Annotated in this window: 19 protein-coding genes; 17 read left to right on the forward strand and 2 right to left on the reverse strand. The window is 53.6% G+C overall.

Annotation, left to right across the window (positions count from 1 at the left end; genetic code table 11):
- Positions 1–19 precede the first annotated feature (19 nt).
- Positions 20–1018 (reverse strand): Gfo/Idh/MocA family protein, encoded by a 999-nt coding sequence (locus C7820_RS03630; protein ID WP_036715234.1) that lies wholly within the window; start codon positions 1016–1018, stop codon positions 20–22.
- Between the two features lie 128 nt (positions 1019–1146).
- On the opposite strand from C7820_RS03630, the gene C7820_RS03635 reads away from it, so the two are divergent.
- Entirely contained in the window at positions 1147–1986 is an 840-nt protein-coding gene (locus C7820_RS03635; RefSeq protein ID WP_116229786.1) for a helix-turn-helix transcriptional regulator, read from the forward strand.
- A gap of 198 nt (positions 1987–2184) precedes the next feature.
- On the opposite strand, the gene C7820_RS03640 is transcribed toward C7820_RS03635, so the two are convergent.
- Positions 2185–3255 carry a LacI family DNA-binding transcriptional regulator gene (locus C7820_RS03640; protein WP_116229787.1) on the reverse strand — a complete coding sequence of 357 codons (1071 nt, stop codon included), beginning with the start codon at positions 3253–3255 and terminating at the stop codon, positions 2185–2187.
- Between the two features lie 321 nt (positions 3256–3576).
- On the opposite strand from C7820_RS03640, the gene C7820_RS03645 reads away from it, so the two are divergent.
- The 16 genes from C7820_RS03645 to C7820_RS03720 all read left to right on the forward strand — a co-directional run bounded on the left by C7820_RS03645 (position 3577) and on the right by C7820_RS03720 (position 23573).
- Positions 3577–4890, forward strand: a complete 1314-nt coding sequence (locus C7820_RS03645; protein ID WP_116229788.1) for an ABC transporter substrate-binding protein — start codon at positions 3577–3579, stop codon at positions 4888–4890.
- A gap of 14 nt (positions 4891–4904) precedes the next feature.
- Positions 4905–5780, forward strand: coding sequence for a carbohydrate ABC transporter permease (locus C7820_RS03650; RefSeq protein ID WP_076171042.1), 876 nt, complete (start codon positions 4905–4907; stop codon positions 5778–5780).
- Complete coding sequence (locus C7820_RS03655) at positions 5767–6606, forward strand: carbohydrate ABC transporter permease (RefSeq protein ID WP_116229789.1); 840 nt, start codon at positions 5767–5769, stop codon at positions 6604–6606. The genes C7820_RS03650 and C7820_RS03655 overlap by 14 nt, the downstream gene beginning before the upstream one ends.
- 30 nt (positions 6607–6636) lie before the next feature.
- Positions 6637–8316: a glycoside hydrolase family 13 protein gene (locus tag C7820_RS03660; RefSeq protein ID WP_258875108.1), complete on the forward strand. Its 1680-nt coding sequence runs from the start codon at positions 6637–6639 to the stop codon at positions 8314–8316.
- An 87-nt stretch (positions 8317–8403) separates the two neighbouring features.
- A complete protein-coding gene (locus C7820_RS03665) occupies positions 8404–9303 on the forward strand; it encodes an MTP-1 family protein (RefSeq protein WP_116231616.1) in 900 nt (299 codons plus the stop codon).
- A 27-nt stretch (positions 9304–9330) separates the two neighbouring features.
- Positions 9331–10404: a BtaManbiosPhlase gene (locus C7820_RS03670; protein ID WP_116229790.1), complete on the forward strand. Its 1074-nt coding sequence runs from the start codon at positions 9331–9333 to the stop codon at positions 10402–10404.
- A gap of 106 nt (positions 10405–10510) precedes the next feature.
- Positions 10511–13105 carry a beta-mannosidase gene (locus C7820_RS03675; RefSeq protein ID WP_116229791.1) on the forward strand — a complete coding sequence of 865 codons (2595 nt, stop codon included), beginning with the start codon at positions 10511–10513 and terminating at the stop codon, positions 13103–13105.
- Between the two features lie 36 nt (positions 13106–13141).
- A complete protein-coding gene (locus C7820_RS03680; RefSeq protein ID WP_258875109.1) occupies positions 13142–14131 on the forward strand; it encodes a zinc-dependent alcohol dehydrogenase family protein in 990 nt (329 codons plus the stop codon).
- Positions 14132–14366: 235 nt separating this feature from the next.
- Complete coding sequence (locus C7820_RS03685; RefSeq protein ID WP_076171054.1) at positions 14367–15221, forward strand: hypothetical protein; 855 nt, start codon at positions 14367–14369, stop codon at positions 15219–15221.
- Between the two features lie 364 nt (positions 15222–15585).
- Complete coding sequence (locus C7820_RS03690; RefSeq protein ID WP_089547963.1) at positions 15586–16356, forward strand: DeoR/GlpR family DNA-binding transcription regulator; 771 nt, start codon at positions 15586–15588, stop codon at positions 16354–16356.
- Positions 16357–16501: 145 nt separating this feature from the next.
- The gene (locus tag C7820_RS03695; RefSeq protein ID WP_116229793.1) at positions 16502–17308 is read left to right on the forward strand and encodes an HAD-IIA family hydrolase; all 807 of its coding nucleotides are present in this window, start codon (positions 16502–16504) and stop codon (positions 17306–17308) included.
- The gene (locus tag C7820_RS03700) at positions 17305–18474 is read left to right on the forward strand and encodes a sn-glycerol-1-phosphate dehydrogenase (protein WP_116229794.1); all 1170 of its coding nucleotides are present in this window, start codon (positions 17305–17307) and stop codon (positions 18472–18474) included. The genes C7820_RS03695 and C7820_RS03700 overlap by 4 nt, the downstream gene beginning before the upstream one ends.
- A gap of 223 nt (positions 18475–18697) precedes the next feature.
- Positions 18698–19234: a sigma-70 family RNA polymerase sigma factor gene (locus tag C7820_RS03705; RefSeq protein WP_116229795.1), complete on the forward strand. Its 537-nt coding sequence runs from the start codon at positions 18698–18700 to the stop codon at positions 19232–19234.
- Positions 19218–20657, forward strand: a complete 1440-nt coding sequence (locus C7820_RS03710) for a DUF4179 domain-containing protein (RefSeq protein ID WP_116229796.1) — start codon at positions 19218–19220, stop codon at positions 20655–20657. Before C7820_RS03705 ends, C7820_RS03710 begins: the two co-directional genes overlap by 17 nt.
- A 545-nt stretch (positions 20658–21202) precedes the next feature.
- Positions 21203–22117 (forward strand): N-acetylmuramic acid 6-phosphate etherase, encoded by a 915-nt coding sequence (gene murQ / locus C7820_RS03715; protein ID WP_076171070.1) that lies wholly within the window; start codon positions 21203–21205, stop codon positions 22115–22117.
- A 34-nt stretch (positions 22118–22151) separates the two neighbouring features.
- Entirely contained in the window at positions 22152–23573 is a 1422-nt protein-coding gene (locus C7820_RS03720) for an ABC transporter substrate-binding protein (RefSeq protein WP_116229797.1), read from the forward strand.
- The last annotated feature ends 26 nt before the right edge of the window (positions 23574–23599 follow it).

Genomic DNA, 23599 nt, shown 5'->3' on the forward strand with positions numbered 1-23599 from the left:
TATGGTTTTTTATGGCTCGTTACAGCGCAACCCGGGTATGCTCGCGAGCAGACAGCAAGCATGCGTCAATCACCTTCATGTTGTGAATCGCATCATCGGGCTGGAACTGCAGCGGCGTCTTGTTCATAATGGCCCGGGCGAGCTGATCGGCCTGCAGGCTGTATGCGTTTACATGAGGAACCTCGATTTCGCTCCGTTCCCCGCGTACGGTCAAGTAGAAGTTGCCGCTGCCCGGCGTCGGTGTAACGTAGGCTGAAGGCACCTCGATGATGCCGTCCGTGCCGAGGATTTCCAGCGGATTGCGCGACGCGGCCCACATGGCGCAGTCGAAGGTCAGTGCGACGGAGCCGTCAAATTCGATGAGGCCGGAGGCCATCATATCGACATCGTCATGCTCCGGCGAGAAGAAGGCGTTCACCGTGACGGCGATCGGTTCCTTGCCGAGCAGCAGCCGAGCCGCGTTGATCGGATAGCATCCGACGTCGTAGATCGAGCCGCCGCCCCAATCCTTGCGGTAGCGGACGTTCGTTTTGTCGCCGGCGTTGTTAAAAGTAAAGGCGCTGCGGATGCCGCGGACTTCGCCGATTTGGCCCGAGTCGATAATCTGCTTGATCTTGTCGTAGCGGGGGTGGTAACGGTACATGAAGGCTTCGGACAAATACACGCCCGCTTTGGCGGCGGCTTCAGCCATTTCGGCTGCTTCGCTTTCGGTCAAGGCCAGCGGCTTCTCGCACAGGATATGCTTGCCGGCTTCCGCCGCGCGGATTGTCCACTCTTTATGAAGATGATTCGGCAAAGGAATGTATACGACGTCGATGGACGGATCCTCAAGCAGCGCCTCGTAGCTTCCGTAAGCGACCGGAATATTCAGGTCCGCCGCCGTCTGCTTTGCTTTCTCCTCGTTCCGGCTGGCGATGGCGGCGACTTCATTCAGCTCGGACTGCTGCACCCCTGGAATGACCGAGCGCTTGGCGATGCCCGCGCAGCCCAGCACGCCCCATTTCAATTTCTGGCTCATGTTCGTGTATCATCTCCTCAAGAAGCTTATTTATGATTATATTGCGATTATAAAAGATTGTATTTAAAATTAATATAATACGATTTTGCAATGCATTATAACAATATTGTCATTTGGGGTGAGGACAGGTGAAGCGGCAAAGCCATTTGCTGACCCTTCCGTCGATGCCGTTTTTCTGTTTTCCCGAATCGGTCGGCTTTTACCGGAACGATCCGGGTCACAGCGTATTCCGGGAGGCGGGGGCCTTGAACAATTTCAACATTCATTACGTGGCTGGAGGCAGAGGGTACGTGGAAGTGGAGGATGTGGTCTATGAGCTGGGGCCGGGAGAGGCGGTGCTGTATTTTCCCATGCAGCGCCAGCGGTACTACAGCAGCGAGGAAGACCCGTGGGATATCCGCTGGTTTCACTTCTACGGGAGCGGTCTGCAGGATTATTTGATCGAACGCGGTCTGCATCACAGCCTTCTTTGGACGATCCGCCAATCGGCTTCGTTTGAGCAGGCGCACGAAAATCTGCTGCAGGAGGCGGAAGAGCACCGGATGCTCCACCCGGTCCGCCTCTCGACACTTACTTACGCGCTGCTGGCCGAATTTATCGAGCATGCCACCCCGTTGTCTCCGGTCAAATCGAACAATTCGGGCAGCCGGATCCTGGAGCTGCTTCCGGTCATGCAGCAGGAGGCGGTCAAGCCGTTCATCCTGGAGGATTGGGCGGGCAGACTTGGCATATCCACCTACTACTTCTGCAAGCTGTTCCGCAGCGTAACCGAGATGACGCCGATGGAGTTCATCACGCGCTGCCGCCTGCAGATGGCGAAGCAGTGGCTGCTCGAGCGAAAGAGTGCGACGATCGGGCAGATCGCAGAGGACGCGGGTTATCCAAGCGTGAGCTATTTCAACAAGCGTTTTATGGAGCATGAGGGGATGACGCCCTCGGCTTACCGGCGGTTATACGGAGGGGCGTAAGCGTAAGGGATCGTTCAGCGGTAATCCGCGGGGATATCAGATATCATTTGTCCTATAATTGAGATCCCTCCTGCCACCTGACCGAATACCACCCTTACTCCTAGCAATTTTAAAAAGTACAGCAAAAAAGCCGGTCCCTCGCAAGTTGAGGGACCGGCTTTTTTTCTTTGATTTCAGTTATTCGCTGTCTTTTTACGGTTATTTCCCGTTCCTGTTCGCTGTTTCGTGACCTTCCTGTATCTCCATACCGGCGCTGGGCGCTGGACCGCTGGACCCCCGCTTCAGCAGCTTGGTGGGCAAGAGCAGTTCGGTATACGGATGCTCGGGATGATCCATCCGCCAGAACAGCTGCTCCACGGCCTTGCGTCCGTACAGCTTCAGGTCCACATCCATCGTCGTAATTTGAGGCGTGGACACCTGGGACAAATAGCCGTTGTCGAAGCTGACGACGGAGACGTCCTCCGGCACGCTGTAACCCGATTGCTGCAGGGCCGAATTCAGGTAAAAGCCGAGTCCGTCGTTGACGCAGAACCAAGCTGTCGGCAGCTGTTGCAGCGTTTTAATTTTTTGCAAAATGTAATCCGTGTTCTCTACAGCATCCTTGATGACCCATGGCTCGTGGATCTCCAGTCCGAAGTCGTTCATCGCCAGTACGTATCCTTCCCAGCGCTCGTAATAACTTGGCGAAAACGAAGTGTTGGCCAACAGGCCGATCTTTCGATGTCCCAGCTCTGTCAAGTGACGGACGGCCTCATAAGCACTAAACCGGTTATTGGTTAAAATGCAGTCAGCTTGGATAGAAGGGTGGTGATGGTCGATGAGGACCGTCGGTTTACCCATATTTGTAATGGTATTTATATAGTCAGTTGTAATGTGAGACAGAATGAGGATGCCGTCCACGGATTGATTGAGCAGAAACGATGGGAGAGCCAGCTTATCAGCCGACTGTTTGCTGACCGATTGGATCAGAAGATTTTTTCCCCTGCGCACCGTTTCCCGTTCAATGCTCAAATAAATTTCACCAAAGAAACTTTTCATAGAAAAGGCAAAATCAGAAGCGATCAGCGCTATATTTCCGGTCTGTTCCAGCTCGCCGGAGCGGCGCTTACGACTTTGCGAATACACATATCCCATCCGGTGTGCCGTTTCGAGGATCAGCTTCCGCGTATCTTCGCTGACCCCGTCTTTTCCCGACAGCGCCTGGGACACGGAATTCTTCGATATATTCAGCTGCTCCGCAATATCCTGCATGGTTACTTTATCCTTCATATGACACCTCAATCTTTGTTTTGCCTGCATAATTGGAGTTCTTTCTAAGAAACTTAAAAAGAAGCCTGCCTTTCAATAAATCACATTACGATAAATTGTAACGTTACAAGTTCTATAAGTAAAGAGCCTTTATATAAAAAGATTATTCTGTCTTTAATAAAGTGTTGACAAGGTTTTTGTAATGCACAATAATAGGGTTACACAAACGCTTACAAAATATTAAGTAATCTTAATTTGTAACGTTACAAAATAATGTTTCGAGTCATTGGAATGATGGTTTCAAATCTTTCGAGACAATTTTTTGAGGAGGTCAACGATTCGATGAAAAGAAAAATGCTCGGACTTCTGGCTTTGGTGTTGGTGTTATCCTCCATGCTCGCCGCCTGCGGTTCCAAAAAGCAAAGCGCAACGACGGCGGATGGTGTGACGACCATTGAGTTTTGGGCGGCAGCCAATCCGACGCAGCAAGCCTTCTGGGAGAAGATGGCCAAGGCGTACGAACAGACCAATTCCAAAGTGAAAATCAACGTCAGCGTCATCAAGGAATCTCCAAGCTCCGAGGCGAGCATTCAGGCTGCGATTGCCGGGGGAAGCGCTCCGACCATTTCGGAAAACATCAACCGCGGTTTTGCCGCCCAGCTTGCAAACAGCAAGGCGCTGGTGCCGCTTGATACGCTAAGCGGATTTAACGATATCGTCACCACCCGTAATATGAAAAATACGATTGAACCATGGAAGTTCGCCGACGGGCATCAATACGTGCTCCCGATTTACTCCAATGCGATGCTGTTCGGCTGGCGCCTGGACCTGCTGAAGGAACTGGGGTATAACGAGCCGCCTAAAACTTACAGCGAAGCACTTGAAGTGAATAAGAAGCTGAAAGCGAAATATCCGGACAAATACTTCTGGGCCAAAGCGGACCTCGCCGATCCGACGGCATGGAAGAGATGGTTTGACTTCTTCATGCTGTATAACGCAGCTTCCGGCGGCAACAAATTCATTGAAGGCAACAAGTTTGTCGGGGATGAGAAAGCTGGCGTCGAAACGCTGAAGTTTATTGACGATCTCCGCAAGGACAAGGGCATCCTGGCGCAGAACGTACAGGATCCGTTCGAGACCGGCACAAGCCTGTTTATCGACCTTGGTCCTTGGACCTTTACGAACTGGGCCGAGAAATTCCCGGATATGAAATACAACCAGAATTACACGCTGAGCATGCCTCCGGTACCTGACGGCGTAAACCCGAAAGATTCCAAAACGTTTGCCGATACAAAAGGGCTTGTGATCTATGCGTCGGCCACCAAGGAGCAGCAGCAGGCGGCGATGGATTTTGTGAAGTGGGTTTATTCGGATGCGAAAAACGACGCCCAGTGGTTTGATGAAACGAAGCTGCCGCCGGCTCGCGACGACCTGACCACCAACGAATCCTTCAAGGCGATTTTGGACAAAAACCCGGAACTGAAGCCTTATGCCGAAAATGTGCCGAATGCGGTGCCGCCAATGGATAATCCGAAATATAACGACCTGCAGACCTTTATTGGACAAGAAGCCTGGAATAAAGTCGTCCGCGGGGAGATCGATCCGGCAGCCGGATGGGCGAACATGAAGAAAGCCATTGAAGGGGAACTTCAATAAAAGGAGTCTTCTAAATGAAAGAAAACAATAACCGGTTGGGCTGGCTGTTCGCCAGTCCCTACCTGATTTACTCGCTCGTGTTTTTCCTGATTCCGCTCGTTTGGTCTTTTTATTTGTCTTTTACGAACTGGGATCTGATCGCTCCCGAATATGACTTTGTCGGCTTTGACAATTTTGCGAAGGCGCTTAAATCGCCCGGCGTGCACGCCGCGTTCTGGGTGACATATAAATTCATGATGGTGTTTGTGCCGCTGGTGATCGTGCTGTCGCTCGTCGTTTCGGTTCTGGTGCACAGTCTTCCACGTTTGAAAAGCTTGTTTCTCATCGGCTTTTTCCTGCCGTACCTGTCTTCCGGCGTCGTATCGGCGCTGATTGTGAAAGGTTTGCTGTCTTTCAACAGCCCGGTCAACACGGCGCTGCGCAAAATCGGCATTAACATCGACTGGCTGGGGACATCATGGTCGGCACTTCTGATCGTCGGCATGATTATGGCTTGGAAATTTACCGGGTACTACGCGCTCATTCTGACGTCGGGCCTGGAAAGCATAGATCACGAAGTATACGAGGCGGCTGCCATCGACGGAGTTACCGGCCGGCAGCGCTTCTGGAAAATTACGCTTCCGCTGCTGTACCCTGCGCTCTATACGACGCTGATTCTCGCTTTCGGCGTCACCTTCGGCATCTTCACCGAGGTATACCAGCTGACAGGCGGAGGTCCGAACAATGCCACCAATACGTGGCAGATGGAAATTTACAGCCAGGCGTTCAAAAATCTGCAGGCCGGTTATGCGTCTGCGGTGGCGCTGCTCGCCTCGGTAGCTACCTTTATCTCGATATTTATCATCCGGAAACTGCTAGAAAAGTGGGGTGCGCGAAATGGTTGGGTCTAAACGCAGCCGCAAGTCCAGTCTGGCCATCCGCTATATCATCGCGGGAGTATTGCTGCTCGTGATGGTGTATCCGTATTTGTACATGGTGCTGAATTCGTTTGCCGACTGGACACAGGTGGATCGAAAGCTGATTCCGAGTTCGTATACGCTGAAGTCCTACACCTGGCTGTTTACCGGCGGGGAGACGGGAATCACGCGGCCCTGGCTGGGCGCTTTTGTAAACAGTATCATCGTGTCTTTGCTATCGACCTTCCTCATGATGATGTTCGGGGTGATGGTCGCTTATGCCCTTTCGAAGCTGAAATGGCGCGGCAGGGATACCGTCAACAACTTCATTTTGTTCCATATGTTTTTTCCGGCCATCATTCTGCTGATTCCGAGCTTTCTCATTATTCAAAAGCTGGGCTGGTACGACACCTACTGGGCGCTGATCATTCCGAAAGGGGTCAGCCTGTGGGCGATCTTCATGTACACGAACTTCTTCAAGGCGGTGCCATCCGTATTTATTGAAGCGGCCAAGCTGGACGGAGCAAGGGATTTTCAAATTTTGTACAAAATCATGATGCCGATGTCTAAGTCCATCACCAGCGTCGTCTTCCTGTTCCTGCTGATGGAGCGCTGGACCGAGCTGCTGTGGGATATGATCATGGTCCGCAGCGACGGGATGCTGACGCTGAACGTCCTGCTTTCGCAGATGTTCGGTCCGTACGGAACGTATCCGGGTCCGCTGTACGCGGGATCGGTACTGCTGTCCCTGCCGATCATCATCCTGTTCATCATCTTCGGCAAAAACTTCCAGAAGGGCATGCAGGTCAGCTTGAAATAGGTCCTGCGCGATAGGAAGGAGCGGATCTCCATGGGGGAGAAGACGGTGGCTGCAGAGACACCCTGGTGGAAAAGCAGCGTTTTTTATGAAATTTACATGCCAAGCTTTTGTGACGGAAACGGGGATGGCACCGGCGATTTCCAGGGATTGACCTCCAAGCTGGATTACTTGCGGGAACTTGGAATCGGGGGCGTCTGGCTGACCCCGTTTTATCCCTCGCCGCGCGTAGATAACGGCTATGACATCTCGGATTATTATGGGGTGGATCCGGTGTTTGGGACGCTGGCTGACTTTGACCGTTTCGTACGGGGAGCTCACCGCCGCGGCATTCGCGTGATTGCGGATCTGGTGCTGAATCATACTTCCGCCGAGCATCCCTGGTTCATAGAGTCCCGGTCATCACGGACGAGTCCAAAGCGGGATTGGTATATCTGGAAGGATGCCGTGGACGGCGGCACACCGAACAATTGGGAGTCCTTTTTCGGAGGGACGGCATGGGAATGGGATGAGGCAACCGGACAGTATTATTACCATGCCTTCGCCAAAGAGCAGGTAGATCTCAACTGGGCGAATCCCGAGGTCAGGGAGGCCATGAAGGAAGTGATGTCGTTTTGGCTCGGCCGCGGGATTGACGGTTTCCGGCTGGACGTCATTAATTTCCTGAAGGTGTCCGGGCAGTTTAAGGAAAACCCGGTCACGGCGGATGGCGAACAGGATCACCGGTTCGACCAAAATCAGGAGGGCATTGTGGAGGCCATCCGCGATATTTGCGAGTTCGTACGGTCTCAGAACAAAGATGTATTTATGGTAGGCGAAGTCGGTTCCGAGGATATGGAGGTGCTGCGCCGATACAGCGGCGGGGACCTGCTGGACGTGGTGTTTAATTTTAATCTGGGCAGCCGCAAGGAACTGAAGGTCCAAGAGATGTTTGCCGAGCTTGTTCGGATGGAGGAGCTTCACCGGCCGGAGCAGGTGCCGACGATTTTCTTCAGCAGCCATGACATGCCGCGGCATTATAGCCGCTTTTCTTCTGGAGACGATTCCCTGGACCTGTGCACCGCCAAGCTGATGGCGGCATTGATGCTGACCGCCAAAGGCGTTCCCTTCATTTATTACGGTGATGAAATCGGCATGCGGGACTTCGTGCCGGCGGACATCGGGCAAATGCGCGATATTCAGGGGCTGACCGCATACCGGATGGCAAAAGAATCGGGGATGCCCGAGGCCGATGCGCTTGGCTCCGCAATCCTCCGAAGCCGGGATCACTCCAGAACGCCGATGCAGTGGGATGGGAGCCGTTACGGCGGATTTTCACTTCACGGATCGTGGATACCCCTCGGCCCGTCGTCCCGGCAGGTTCATGTCCAGAAGCAGTGGGGGAGCAAGCACTCCCTGCTGGAATTCTACCGCTCCCTCATCCGGCTGCGTGGTAAGTATAAGGCTCTCCAAACCGGGAAGTACACCTTTTTGAAGCGGAAAGGGGAGTGTATTTACTACGGCCGTCAATCGGAGGAGGAAGAGATTTGGGTTGCGCTTAATTTCGGGAACCGACCGTGCGATTTGAACCATTTGGCTGCCGAGGCGGCTTCGTACCGCTTACTGCTGACCAGCAAAGAAACGTCCGCGGATCCGAATCGCCGTCATTCACTGGTTATTGATCCCTTTGAGGCTGCGGTCTGGGCAACGAACACGAACTATAACATGCAATGAATTTAACTTCGACCAGGTAGGGGGATCATCGTGTTAAACGTGAACAAAACGGAAGTAAAAACATGCCGCGTGCTGCTGGAACAGTACATGGCGGGGCGGGAGAGAACCGCTCCTGCTCACAAGGCGGAGAAGCTGGTTTTTGCAGGCGTCGGAGACCGGGATGTATACAACATCACAGCTCCGTTCGAGGATGATGGGCGGACCGTCATCGCGGGCCGGGTGGAATCCCGGGACAGTGAGCATTCCCAGGTCGTGTTCTTCGTGGAAAACGACGGTGCCTGGGTGCCGCTTGAAGGAGCGCCGGTACTCGAACTGCAGGACCCGTTTCATACCCGGATCGGCGGAGAGCTGATCATGGGCGGAGTTCAGATTTACCCGCACCCGGAGAAAGAGGGAGCGCTCATGTGGCGCACGGCGATTTACCGGGGCGGCCGCATCGCGGATTTAAAGCTGTTTTTCACCGGTCCGGACGGTATGAAGGATCTGCGGCTCACCGGACTTCCGGACGGCGGGATCGGCGTGTTCACCCGCCCGCAAGGCGATAAAGGCGGGCGCGGCCAGATCGGTTATTTCCAGGCCGCATCACTGGACGACTTGACTGTACAGGCGATTGAGGAAGCCCCGCTCCTGGAAGGCCAGTTTATCCCCGAAGAATGGGGAGGGGCCAATGAAATCCACGTGCTGAGCAACGGCCTTCTCGGCGTGCTGGGACATACGGCCTGTTACGATGCCGAAGGCGATCGTCATTATTATCCCATGATTTTTGTACTCGATCCGCAGACGGCTGCGTTTTCCGATATGATGCTGATTGCGGTGCGGGCCGATTTTCTGCCGGGTCCTGCCAAGCGCGAAGACCTTCAGGACGTCGTATTCAGCGGCGGCATCCTGCGCCGGGGCGACGGAACGGCGGTGCTGTATGCGGGAACAAGCGATGCGGAGGCACAGCGTCTGATCATAGCCGATCCTTTTGCGAGATTCGAATCCTAGTTAATACAATGAAGGAGCTTGATCCGAATGAACATATATCGATATCCTGAAAATCCTTTAATCACCCCTGCCGACGTCAAGCCTCACCGCGAGGGATTTGAGGTGATCGGTGCATTTAATGCCGGCATCGCCGAGTATCAAGGGGAAACGCTGATGCTGCTGCGTGTGGCGGAGCGTCCGGTCAGCGGTGATCCGAACGTCGTCATCGCCCCTGTATTCAATGCGAAGCGTGGTGATCTTGAACTGATTCCTTTCCGCAAAGACGATGACCGGTACGATTTTTCCGACCCGCGGGTGATCCGCAATAAATCCAAAAACGGCACGTTTGAGTATTTGACGTCCCTTTCCTATATCCGAATCGCCCGCAGCAGGGACGGCCACCACTTCACGGTGGACGATCAGCCGTTCATTTATCCGTCCAACGAACAGGAAGCGTTCGGCATCGAGGATCCGCGGGTCACGCAGATCGGCGATACTTACTACATTTATTTTTCCGTCGTATCTCCCGTTGGGATCGGAGAATCGCTCGTGTCGACCACCGACTTTGTGACGACCCGGCATCACGGTATGATCTTCGGTCCGGACAATAAGGACGTGCTCATTTTCCCGGAAAAGATCAACGGCAAATACTACGCTCTCCATCGTCCGACTATGAAAAGCATCGGAAATCCGGAAATTTGGATCGCGGAATCCGACAATCTGCTCTATTGGGGCAATCATAAGCATCTGCTCGGCCTCCGGGACGGGATGTGGGACAGCGGCCGGATCGGCGGCGGCGCCGTGCCGTTCAAGACCGACAAAGGCTGGCTTGAGCTGTATCACGGAGCGACATCGGATCACCGCTACTGCATGGGCGCCGTGCTTCTCGATCTGAACGATCCGACGCGGGTGATCGCCCGTTCCGGGAAGCCGGTGATGGAGCCTGAGGCGGAATATGAAAAGCAGGGCTTTTTTGGGGACGTGGTGTTTTCCTGCGGTGCCGTCATTGACGGTGACACGGTGAAAATGTTCTATGGCGTTGCGGACACCTCCATGGCCTGTGCGGAGCTCAGCGTGAAGGAAATATTGGACAGCCTCGAATACCTCGTGGCCAAAGTTTAAGATCGGGACACGGAACGCCAAAACAAACCATTGTTTTGGCGTTCTATTACATCAGGCCCGGACGAGCCGGCTCGGCTTGCAGCAAGGGCGAAGTGAGGGGAACAGCATGATCATCAAAGACCATTGGAAGCTGCGGGACTTTAGGGAAGGGGAGGCGAAGGATCTTGAAGTGGCTTCGCCGCTGTATGACGACTACTTCTGGATGTCGGCGGAGGTACCGGGTGACGTCCATACGACGCTGATGCGCCACGGGCTGATCGACGATCCGTTCTATGGGCACAACGACCAGAAGTGCCGGTGGGTGGAGGAGCGGATCTGGTGGTACCGGACCGTCTTTACACTGGACGAGGCACCGCGGCCGGACGACAAAATGCTGCTGGTGTTCGAAGGGCTGGACACCTTTGCGACCGTGTATTTAAACGGTGCGGAGCTGGGATCGACGGATAACATGTTTATCAGCCATACGTTCGAAGTCAGCCGCGAGCTGAAGCCGGGCAAAAATGTCATCGCCGTCAAATTTGACCCTGTCCATGCGAAAGTGGGCGGAAAGGCCGTCTCCACATTCTGGTCCGGTTTTAGCAAGGAACGGGTCTGGACCCGTAAAAACCAAAGCCATTTCGGCTGGGATTGGGGGCCACCGCTCCTGTGCGCGGGAATCTGGAAGGAAGTCCGGCTCGAGAAATACGATGCTGCCCGAATAGAGCATGTCTATGCTCGGACGGCGGAGGTTGGCGAGATGGAGGCGCTGGTTGATATTTCGGTGGAATTGACTTCATGGGACCGCCGGAAAACATACAGTGTTCTTGTTGAGCTCCTCGACGGGGAGAGCGGGGAGGTGGCGGCTGTAGAAACGTTGGAGATCAGCGGAACCGCCGGCAGCGGGCTGTCCGGATTGGCCTTCGGCATGAGCCTGACGGGCGGAACGAAACTTCGCGTATCGAAGCCCAAACTGTGGTGGACCCATGATCTCGGCACGCCCCATTTATATGAGCTGCGGATTTCGGTGCACGCGGACGGGATCACCCTGGACAAGCGCAGCCAGAAGCTGGGGATTCGCACGCTGGAGCTGAAGCAGCGGGATGCCGATGGCAAACCTGCCTTTACTTTTATGCTCAACGGCGTTCCTGTATTTGCCAAGGGAGCTAACTGGATCCCGATCGACAGCTTTATCGGCGCGGTGCCGGATGTCCGTTATTCCCGCCTGATTGACATGGCGAAGGCAGCGAACATGAATATGCTCCGGGTCTGGGGAGGGGGCATTTACGAACGGGATATTTTCTATGATGAGTGTGACCGCCTGGGAATTTTGGTATGGCAGGACTTTATGTTTGCCTGTGCCCTGTATCCCGACTATAACCGCAATTTTATGGACAACGTCGCGAAAGAAGTGCAGCAGGTCGTCAAGCGGCTGCGCAGCCGGACATGCCTGGCCCTGTGGTGCGGCAATAACGAAAATGACTGGCTGTATGAGGCGCTGCATGCGAGCGGAGACATCCCGCATCCTTTTTACGGCGAGAAAATCAATCATGAACTGATGCCTGCGCTTCTGGAGCAGCTGGATCCTTCCCGGACATTCTGGCCGAGCTCTCCTTACGGAGGGAACGACCACAATTCCCGTGAGGAAGGGGACACGCATAACTGGCAGGTCTGGCACGGCAATATCGAGCCGAGGGTATTCGGCGAGCCCCAGCTTCAGGACTACAGCGTCGAAGGGTTGTCGTTCAAGAAATTCAAGGAGGACCGCACGAAGTTCGCCAGCGAGTTCGGCATGCATGCTTCCGCCAATTTGTACACGCTGCAGCGGAACGTGCCGCAGACGGAGCTGGTGCTTGGCAGTGCGGAAATGATGAACCGCAACAAGGATATCAATCATCTCAAGGGCGTTATGCTGATGGAGGGATACACCGGGATTCCGGGCAACTTGGAGGAATACATCGATTTTTCCATGCTGACACAGGCCGAAGGCCTTAAATACGGTATCGAGCATTACCGAAGAAACAAGCCGGAGACGAGCGGGGCGTTGTTCTGGCAGTTCAACGACTGCTGGCCCGGCACCAGCTGGTCTGTCATCGACTATTACGGTCTGCCGAAAGCGGCTTACCATTACGCCCGCAAGTTTTATCATCCGCTGCTGTTGACGGCAGAGTATACGCCCGGGGATGCGGAACTCGTGCTGTGGGGCGTGAACGATGCGCGGGAAACTGTATCCAAGACGGCGGAGCTGGTTGTCTACGGCATGGACGGCCGTCAGGTATATGCCCGGACGTTCGCTGCCGAGATTGAGGCATGCGGGAAACAGCGCATCGCAGTGGTGAAGCTGGACGACCTGCTTCAAGGTCTCGACGCCGCTGAAGCCGTCTGCGTTGTTCGCTGGATGGACGGCTGCGGGGAAGACAACTTTTATTATTTTTGCGACCATAAAGATATGAACTTCCGGCCCGTTAACTTGAATGTTCAAGTGAACCCCGAGGAAGGGAGCGTAACGGTATCCTCCGACTATGCCGCCCGAATGGTAAGGCTTGAGATGGACGAAGCCTGGCTGGATTGGGAGGATAATTATTTCGACCTGCTGCCGGGACAGACGCGAGTCATCCATGTCGGACAGAAGGAAGGCAAGGAGATTCCGTGGAATACATTGAGGGTATCGGCATTAAACGGCGCGTCGGTCGCGTTGAATAGACGACAGCCGGTTACGGAATGAGGAAGGGGAGAATTGGCGATGAGGGCGGCAGTGCTTATGGACCAGGAAGTAATGGATGTTAAGGAACAGAAGACCCCGGAGGCCGGCACCGGCGAGGTGCTGATTCGGGTGCGCAGCTGCGGCATTTGTGGAACGGACCAGCACATTTACCACGGCCATCCGGGTTCGGCGGAAGTGCATCCGCCGATCGTACTCGGGCATGAGCTGTCCGGCGAGGTGGTGGCGGTCGGGCAGGGCGTAAGCAGCTTAAAGGAAGGGGACCGGGTTTCGGTCGATCCGAATATATACTGCGGAAGCTGCGAATACTGCCGCAGCGGCAGGCTTCACTTATGCGACCGGCTGCAGGCGGTTGGCGTAACGCGGGACGGCGGCATGGCTGAATTCTGTCTTGTCCCTGCGGAAAATTGTTACATCATCCCGGACGCGATGAGCTATGAAGAAGCGGCCCTGCTTGAACCGCTCGGCTGCGTGCTGCACGGGTTTCGCAAGCTCGATATCCGGCCGCAGCATCAGGTGCTGATCATTGGCGGCGGATTTATCGGGCAGATCTTTCTGCAGCTCGTTCGCGAGCGCGGGGTTTCGCGGATTACGGTCAGCGAACCGGCGTCCTACAAGCATGAGACGCTGCGCGGCTTGGGTGCGGATGCGGTCGTATCGCCTCTCGATCCGGATACCGCGGACGTGCTGGCTTCCAGTTCCGATGTCGTGATCGAATGCGTCGGCCGGCCGGATTCCGTACAGACTGCCGTTCGCGCCGCCCGCAAGGGAGGGCAGGTGCTGCTGTTTGGCGTGGCCGCTCCGGATGCGGAGGCCGCCATCCGTCCTTTCGACATTTTTTCGAAGGAGCTGCGGATCATGGGTTCGTTCATCAATCCGTTTACCCACACGGATGCGATCCAGCTGGTATCCCGCGGCAAGGTCCGGCTCGCGCCTCTCATCAGCCACCGCTTCACACTGGAGCAGCTGCCGGATGCGATGCGGAATTACCCTCAGCTGGGGGTCAGCAAAGGCATCGTTCAAATCTAAAAGATGAAAGCGGGTTAGCCGGAATAGACACTGATAGAATCGGTGTCTATTTTTCCATTTTTGGGTAATCTATGATTGTTATCGTCTAAAATTGATTTATTGACTGAAAAAAGAAAGATTACCAGCTTTGACCAAGCATTTTTGGTCATTTTTTCACGAACTAACATAATTGACCGTCCGTTAATTTAACTATATACTTCTTATAATATAAAGATTAGCGAAGGAGGAAATCGGATTGGAAGACAGATCCATGACCGTAAAGATTGAGATAGATACGCTGGTAACGATGCTGAAAATGGCCTTCTCCTTTGAGAATTGGGATAACATGATTAAAATTTCTACCGAACTTTATGAGTCCGCTTACGAGATGTATGTCGAACAAAAGGAACGGAATCGACGGCTTCAGGTTACGGAACGCCCGATCGTCTATTATTTCGGGTACAGCCATCTCATGAAGGGGCTTGCCTACCAAAAGAAGAAAATGTACCAAGAGGCTAAACAGTGCATAGCCAACTATGAAGATCTAAGCTACATGTCTGACGGATCTCCTGCCAACAATCAGGCTGTCGAAAACTTCCGTTTTTTCGCAAGAGCCAATATGTTTACGCTTAACATTCTTTCAGGGAATTTGGACTGCCTGGAGGATTATTCAGCGTTTATACAGGAAAATCCATCCGAAACTCTCCCTGGACTAATCACGATTTTAGAGGCAGCAAATATACATAACTATGACGTCGATCATATCCTGGATATTCTTGTCGTCGAAGATTCGCAGCTCATTCCGATTGACCAAAATCCCGTAGATCTCTCCTATTATATTTCTTTTTTGTATTTGCTGGCGGTTTATAGATTTAAAAAAGAAAATCACGCAGAAGCGCTCGATAGGACTTTACAAGCTTTGACATTATCTGATAAACTTGAAGATGACAAAATTTTCAAAAAATGCGTCGCCTTATTCGAATCTTTCAGATCTTATGCTTCACAGTCTCAACTAGAATCGTACTCGTCTATCCAAAAAAACATTCTCAAAGGAGCGATTGAAGATGAAGAAGGTATTGTTTTCGACGGTAGTAGCATTAGGACTATTTAGTGTTAGTCTGCTGACGGCATCCGCCTTTACGACGCTGAACCACGGTGCCAATTATGATACGGCCAACCATGGAGCCAACTATTCGATCCAGAACCACGGTGCAAACTATTAATCGGTTTTGCTAGCGGAGGTTAAGATACTTTATAGACGATTTAGAAGAACAGCCCGACAGCTTGTTGGGCTGTTTTTTTGTTCCCCTTATGCCTGTTTGTGTCGAATGTGGCCCCCGAGCTGTTGAACCATGGAGGTCATCGAATGCAGACGGTCTGATGGCCTGATGGTCTTATACTTCTGTTTGAATTGACGTTTGTTGTTATATCTTGTCATTTGTATTTATAATGAAGGAAAACGGTTGGAGGTTACTATGTTTGCAACCCAGCGAAGAGAAAAAATACTGGAGGCGCTTCAGCGCGATAAGCAAATTGTGGTGAAGCAGCTGGCTCGCGAGCTGCAGGTGTCTGAGGGGACCCTGCGGACGGATTTGCGGATGCTGGAAGAAGAGGGCGTCCTGGAGCGTACTCACGGCGGAGCGGTTCCGGCGAGGACCAAGCCGGTGCCGGCCGAGCCCCGGTATCCGAGCCGCAGCGAGCTGAACTACGAGGAGAAGCGGGCGATCGGGACAAAGGCTGCCGAACTCGTAACCCGGGGCCAATGCATTATTCTGGATGCCAGCTCCAGCGTGCTGGAGCTGGCGAAGGCGCTGGTGGAGCATGATTATCTCACCGTCGTAACGAATGGACTGGAGGCTGCCACCATCCTGAACCAGAATCCGCGGATCAACGTCATTTTGATCGGCGGGATCCTCCGCTCCGGCTCCAAAACGATCGAGGGGGTTCTGGGAAAAAGCATTTTGGAAGGGATTCATTCCGACCTGTTCTTTACTTCTGCGGAGGGGCTGAGCGTCAGGGAGGGCATGACCGATTTCAGCCTGTACGAGGCGGAGCTGAAGAAGCTGATGATTGCAAGCTCGAGCAAAACGGTTGCGCTGGTGGACCACACCAAGCTGGGCCGGCGGTCGATCGCCACATCCGCCAAAATGGAGGACATCGACGTGCTCATCACCGATGAAGGGGCAGACCCGGAGTTTCTGCGTCAGCTGGGTACGACGGAAGTGTTGATCGCTCCCTATTTATAATACGGCGGTCCGTGATCGTGTCTGACTGAATTTATATCGTCATTTATTGCCATTTAAAAACGTTCATAAAAGCAAACAATCGTTGACAAACGCTGACAATCACAGGGAGAATGAACATATAAGAACACGGCGGGAGGATCTAAAAATGAGTTTTGAGACGGTGGACGGTTTTATTATTGATTTGGACGGGACGGTATACCGGGGGGCGCAAGCCATTCCGGGGGCCAAGGAGAGCATTGCGCTGCTCCGATCGCAGGGCAAACGGATGGTTTTCCTCAGCAACCGGGGGAACATTTCACGGGCGATGTGCCATCAGAAGCTGCTTTCCATGGGTATCGACGTGCCTGCGGAAGAGATCCTGCTTACTTCCACGGTAACAGCCCGGTACCTTCAGCAGCACCACCCTGGAAGCCAGGCTTGGGTGCTGGGGCCGGACGGACTGCGGGATGAACTGGTACTGGCCGGCATCGGGCTGGCTGAGAAACCCGAGAATGCCGACTGGCTCGTCATCACGCTGCACGAGGAGCTGACTTATGCGGAGCTGAATCAGGCGTTCCGGGCCGTGCGGAACGGCGCCCGCATCATCGCGACCAATGACGATAAATCGTTCCCAGGGGATGACGGGGAGTGCATCGACGTCGGCGGCATGGTCGCCGCCATCGTAGCCACGGCGGGTCAAGAGGTCGAAGTGGTCATCGGCAAGCCGTCGGCCTTGATGGCCGAAGCGGCTTTACAGGTGCTGGGACTGCCGCCGCAGCAGTGCTTGGTGATCGGGGACAGCCTGGGCTCGGACATCCAGCTCGGCCGCCGTGCAGGCATCCGCACCGCGCTGGTGCTGAGCGGATCGGCAACAAGGCTGGATGCGGAGACGGCCGCAGAAGGCCCGGACATGGTCTGGGAGTCGCTGGCCGAGCTTCAGCATCTCTTGAAGGGAAAGGAAGGAATCAAATGACGGATTGGTTGAAGGATATCAGGGAAGCGGCGGGACGTATGGATGACGCTGATGAGCGACTCGCCGACATTTGTCCGGTCGTGCTGGAAAGCGGTGCGATCCGGAAGGCGGGCGCTTTTTTACAAGATCAGGATTACCGCCGCGTAATCGTCACGGCTGACAAGAATATCTTTGCAGCCGCCGGCGAACAGCTGATGGAATCCGTTACGGAAGCAGGGGTTAACGCAAGCGTTACGTTCATTTCCCCTGATGAGCAGGGTGATGTCATCGCCGACGAGCGGTCAATTGTGCAGCTGCTGCTTGACGTGAAATCCACTAAGGCGGATGCGGTGGTTGCGCTCGGATCAGGAACGCTGCACGACGTATCCAGATTTGCCGCATACTCGGCAGGTATCCCGTTTGTATCCGTGCCGACCGCCCCGTCGGTGGACGGATTTAATTCCAAGGGAGCGCCGCTCATTATCCGCGGCGAGAAAATTACGATTCAATCGATCGGCCCGGCGGCGATTTTCGCCGATCTGGATATTTTGACGGCTGCGCCGCGGACGATGGTCGCCGCCGGCTTCGGGGACATGCTGGGCAAATGCACGTCGCTGTTCGATTGGAAATTCGGGAGTCTGACGGCCGATGAGCCTTATTCCGAAATTGTGGCGGAGATGACGACCAAAGCGCTGCAGCAGTGTGTGGATCACATCGATGCGATCGCGGACCGCACGCCGGAAGGAATCCGGGTGCTGACGCAGGCGCTGATCGAGTCCGGTTTTGCCATGCTGCTGTTCGGCCAGTCGCACCCGGCTTCCGGAGCGGAACACCATTTATCCCATTATTGGGAAATGGCGTTTTTACGTGAAGGCAGAAGGGCGGTACTGCATGGGGCCAAGGTCGGCGTCGCCTGTGCGGAAATTTCGCAGCTGTACCACCGGCTGGACGCGGAAAATTCCCTTCCGGTAGCTGAGGAGCAGTTGGAGCGCGTCCGCGCGGAACTGGCCAAGGTGCCGTCACCTGAGACGCTGCGGGCCTGGCTGCGCAAGGTGGGCGGTCCCGCTTCCATACAGGAGCTGGACATCGATCCGGAGCTGCTGAAGCGAAGCCTCGCGGAGGCCGACCAGATCCGTCCGAACCGCCATACCCTGCTGCGGGCGGTGAATGATCAGCGGCGAAAGTGATTTGTTGGGAAACGTAGCAGTGATCACGGTCGGGCGAAAAAAACGCGTGAATAATTGACTATACTTAAATGAGAGCCGCCGGTATGGCGGCTTTTTTGCGATTTCATTGACCATGGTCTGTTTGTTCATTTGTTTTTAGCTCTGGACCGAAAAAAATAAAACGTTTGGAGGACAACCTCCCGTCTATAAGTCAGACAACAAAAATGATTCCAGGGAGGGCGTCATGACAGAACAAGAGCTGGCCGCAGCGGCTTGCGCAGGAGACGAAGAAGCTTTCTTCAGCTTCTTATCCATTCATAAGCGCAAGCTCTACGGCATCGCATACAGCTACATGCACAACGAATCCGATGCGCTAGATATGCTTCAGGAAGGAGCTTATAAAGGGTGGTTGAAGTGCCATACGCTGAAAGACCCGGCAGCCATGCTGCCCTGGCTTATCCGCATCTTGATCCGCTGCTGCATCGAAGAAATCAGGCGGCGAAAACGCAGGCCGCCGATCGTGATGGAGCAAGCGTATCGAAACAGCCCTGAGATGGTGAGCGTAGCAAAGCTCGATATGGAACATGCGCTGAATCGTCTCAAGCCGAAGTACCGGCACGTGATTATTCTTAGATACTACAATGATATGACTATACCGGAGATTGCCAAGGCCCTTGGGAAGGCCGAAGGAACGGTCAAGACGTGGCTGCATCAAGGTTTGAAACAGCTTCGCGGCAAAATCAATTACGGAGGTGAACTTCGGTATGACCAACAATCATGAGGAATGGATGCTGGAGCAAGAGTGGCAGGAAATGCGGCGGGAAACAGGAAAAGTATCCGATCAAAGGCTGGACGAGGTACTTTGGCAAGGCGTCCGAAAAGCCTCCACCGAACGGGCGCACCGCTTGTCCAAGCACCGGACTGCAAAAAAGTTATGGATCACCGCTGCGATCTTGGCGGTTGTTGTGGCAGGCGGGGCAAGCGCTGCGGGCAGCCGTATGCTGCATCTGACGCCTGCCAAGGAACAGGAATGGAGTCAAAATCAGCTTCCCTCCTATACAGAACGCATTTTTCAGGAACCCGATAATTTTCTGCAGATGGTCAAGCAAGCCGCCGAACACGGGCTCTACCATGAGCTGAACCAATCCGTAAACGCAGGAGGATATACGCTCAAAATCGAAGGGATCGCAGCAGACAGCCGCAGAATCATTATGTTCTACACCGCAGAGAACGGGAACGGGAACCTCCCTTTACGCCTGAGCTATAACCATCCTCCGAAGCTTCTCGACGGGCAGGGAAGAGCATTGCAAGGAACCTTCACTTGGGATACCTATGCCAAGCTGCCGAAGGATCAGCCTCTGACTCAGGGCGTGATGGTTTTTGATTTCGATACGCCCGGACAGCTGCCGGTGAGTTTCCAGATTGAAACGACGTGGTCACAGCTGAAACCTGAGGGAAGCAAGGAACAGACAAGAACCGAAACGCTTGTGGCCCCAGTTACCCTTCAACAGAGTTTGCATGCAGCGGATTTGGAGGAGCGGCCGATCCATGTCGAAATCAATCAGGGCGAACAGCAGGTCACCTTTACTAAAATGGTGCAGAGTCCCTTGCGCACGGACCTCGTATTCAATTACAAGAGCGATACCGGCACACCGATGGACAAGATCGAGGCCACGCTGGAGCTCGTCTCCAAACAAATCAGCTCAAAGCAGCGCTTGGATTTCCATACCATGCTCAGGTACGATCGTACGCAGCTGACACCTAATGGAGGAACGATTTACCTGACGAGCAACTACTACTCAGAGCATCGGGAATTATGGCTGAACTTTTATTATGCGAGCTTTCAACCCGACCATGAGGTGGAGATTACCGTCGATCCGGACAAGGGGACAATAAGCGACTCCCCGGATGCCAAGATTTTGATCAAGCAAGTGGCGGAGAAAAGCTCTGAGCAATCCTTGGAACTGCGCCTGCTGTACGGATCGAAACAACCGATTGAAGACGGATACTTCGAACTGAAGGATACTTTTACCGATGCGGCGGGACAAAGTCATCCCTTGGTTCAGGAATATCAGGCGGGAAAAGGCACCTACCTCTCGATTCCGAACTACAGGGAGTATCCCGGACCTTACCGCTTCGTCATTCGAAAATATGAGGGTAATGTTGTTCAAATGAAGGAAGCCGAAGAACAGCGTATACGGTGACTGTATATTTCTGTGCATTTCATTCCAAAGTGTATTGGCTAGGCGTGTAATCTTCTTTAATCTAAGATGTGAGGGGCTCCTTTCTAATAGAGAAAGGGGCCCTTTCTATAGTGAAATATTATTTCACGGACCTAGGAGCGTATGTGTTGTATTCACTCAGTTTGAGGAAAGGACGAGGTAGTGTTTACTGCTGAACCTAAGGCAGTTGTGTTGCCAGGCAGTGAGTAGGCCTTATGTTTTTACTGTACAGAGCAAAGCGATTGTACAGAAGAATTGCCTTCCCCCTACAGCTGCGAGTGTTTGGAGGGTCGAGCGCCTTTGGCTTTGTGCGAAGCACAAAACAAGAAAGCGAGACCGGCCAAACAGGAGCAGCCCCAAACAGGAGCAGCCCCCAAACAGGAGCAGCCTGCACTTTTTTACAATTACCATAAAAGAATATTATTACTTCCGAAATAAAATATTATTTCAAAAACCGTTGACCGGAATGAAATTTATCGTTATTATGAAATCAAGAAATAGAAGTCAACACGGATAGGGGGATGGCTATGGATGAGTATCTGGCGGGGTTAACGACAGAAGGGATCAACGATAAAACATTGAGTATAGATGAATGTTCAACCGAAGAGATGGTTCGCCTGATGAATGAACAGGATTCCAAGGTTCCGGCTGCAGTCGCTGCAGAGATACCGCAAATTGTAAGGGCGGTGGACACACTCCATCATGTGCTGAAGAATGGTGGAAGAATGTTTTACGTTGGGGCTGGATCTTCCGGCAGGCTCGGTGTGCTGGACGCTTCTGAATGTCCTCCCACGTTCGGCGTGGATCCCTTGCTGGTACAAGGACATATTGCCGGAGGAGACGGAGCACTGAGAACTGCTGTTGAGGGTTATGAAGACAATGCTGAGGAGGGGGTCGCTTTAATTGAAAGGTGCGGCGTGACAGACAAGGATGCGGTTATCGGCATCAGCGCCAGCGGAAGCGCGACATTCGTCATCGCTGCCTTGAAGAAGGCAGGGGAAATCGGAGCCGCTACGATCGGCGTCGTCAATAACAAAAATTCCAAAGTGGAGCACGTCTGCGACGTATGCATAGCACCTGTCGTAGGGCCGGAAGTGATCATGGGATCAACCAGATTAAAAGCGGGGACTGCACAGAAAATGGTCCTGAACATGCTGACCACCTGTACGATGGTGAAGCTGGGCAAGACCTACAACAATCTCATGGTGGACTTGAAAGCAAGCAATATCAAGCTGCGGGACCGATCGGTGCGTATCATAAAGACAGCAACCGGGGTCGATGACAAGACGGCACTTTCCTATTTGGAAAGCGCTTCCATGAATTGCAAGCTGGCTATTATGATGATCAAAACCGGCTTGGACGCCAAGGCGGCGGAACAAGCGCTGGATCAAGCCGAGGGGAGCCTGAAGAGGGCGATCCGCAATTTTTCAAAAGTGGTCTAATACCAGAGGATATCCTTGAGGAGGCATGTTGTTCATGAAGAAAAGAATGCGTGTATTAGCATCCGTATTTGCCGTAAGCATGGCGCTGACCACACTGACGGCCTGCGGCGGCAAAGGCGATTCCAAATCGGCCGAAGCGTCCGATCCGAACGCGAAAGATACCATTACGGCGCTGCTGCCGCCGGTATCTGGCAATTTCCAGGACACCTTTGCGGACATTCAAAAGGAATTTACGGAGAAATATCCGAACCTGACGCTGAAAATCGAACCGGCCAGCTGGGAGGACATGACGCAGAAGCTTGATACCCAGGTGAACGCCGGCAGCCCTCCGGACATTGCGTTTATCGGTTCCGACGGCATCTCCAAATACGTTGACCAAGGCATGGCGCTTGACATCAAGGACATCGCCACACAGGAAATGATCAACGATTACGACAAAGGACCGCTGGAATACATGAAGAAGGGCGACGGCCTGTACGGCTTCCCGGCTTATATGGAAGTCCACGCGCTGGGCGGTAACCGCGAGTTCCTCGAGAAGGCGGGCATCGACTGGAAAAAGGTACAGCAGCAAGGATGGACCTTCGATGAGTTCCGTGAAGCCATCAAGAAAGGCGTCGTTTCCGAAGGCGGCAAAACGTCCCGTTACGGCTTCGTATTTGCTACCGCCGGCGTCACTTCGAAAGACTACTTGGGCATTCTGATCAAAAATGCAGGCATGCCTTCCGCATTTACGCAAGATTTGAAATACGCGTACACCAGCAAAAACTATCTTGAAGTACTTAAGGATATCCGCGCATTGATCGACGACGGCTCCATGCCGAAGGAATTGAGCTCCATTGACGCGGGTAAACGTTGGAACATGTTCCTGACCGGCCAAACGATGATTACCGGTAAAGGGATGGCGACCTTCGAAAAATCCGCAAATACGAACAATGAGAAAATCAAAGCCAACGACGGCAGCGCGGTCAAAGGCAGCATTCCTGTGACTTACACGGTTCTCCCGGTTCCATCCTTCCTTGGTGAAAAAGCCGTTTCCAGCGTAGCGGTCGACGGTTACGTCGCATTCCGCGGCAAAAAGGAACCAAGCGAAGCCCATAAGCAAAACGTCGTGAAGGCGCTGTACTTCCTGGCCAGCGGCAAAGTAGCCGCAACCACGAACAACGATCTGTTCGTCGCTCAAATTACGGAAAGCGGCAGAAAAGCGGCGGAAAGCATGCCGGTTGAACGCGACGCGGACAACAAGGCAGCCGTTGAAACGATGCTGAAGAACGCGGCACCGGCCCGCCCGGACATCCCGGCTGAGCTGGAAGCCAAAGCCATCAAGCTGGAGGACGAAGTGATCGTTCCGAAGCTGCAGGCACTCATTGCCGGCGAGATCAAGCCGGAAGAGATGTACGATGCCGTCAAATCCGCCGCGGTTTCCGCGTTCGGTGAAGACGGAGTAGTGAAAGACTAATCCCTGAATCAAGCGGATAGCCGTGT

Origin of the sequence: Paenibacillus sp. VMFN-D1 (assembly GCF_003386155.1) — a bacterium.
GTDB classification, from domain to species: Bacteria; Bacillota; Bacilli; order Paenibacillales; family Paenibacillaceae; genus Paenibacillus_AQ; species Paenibacillus_AQ favisporus.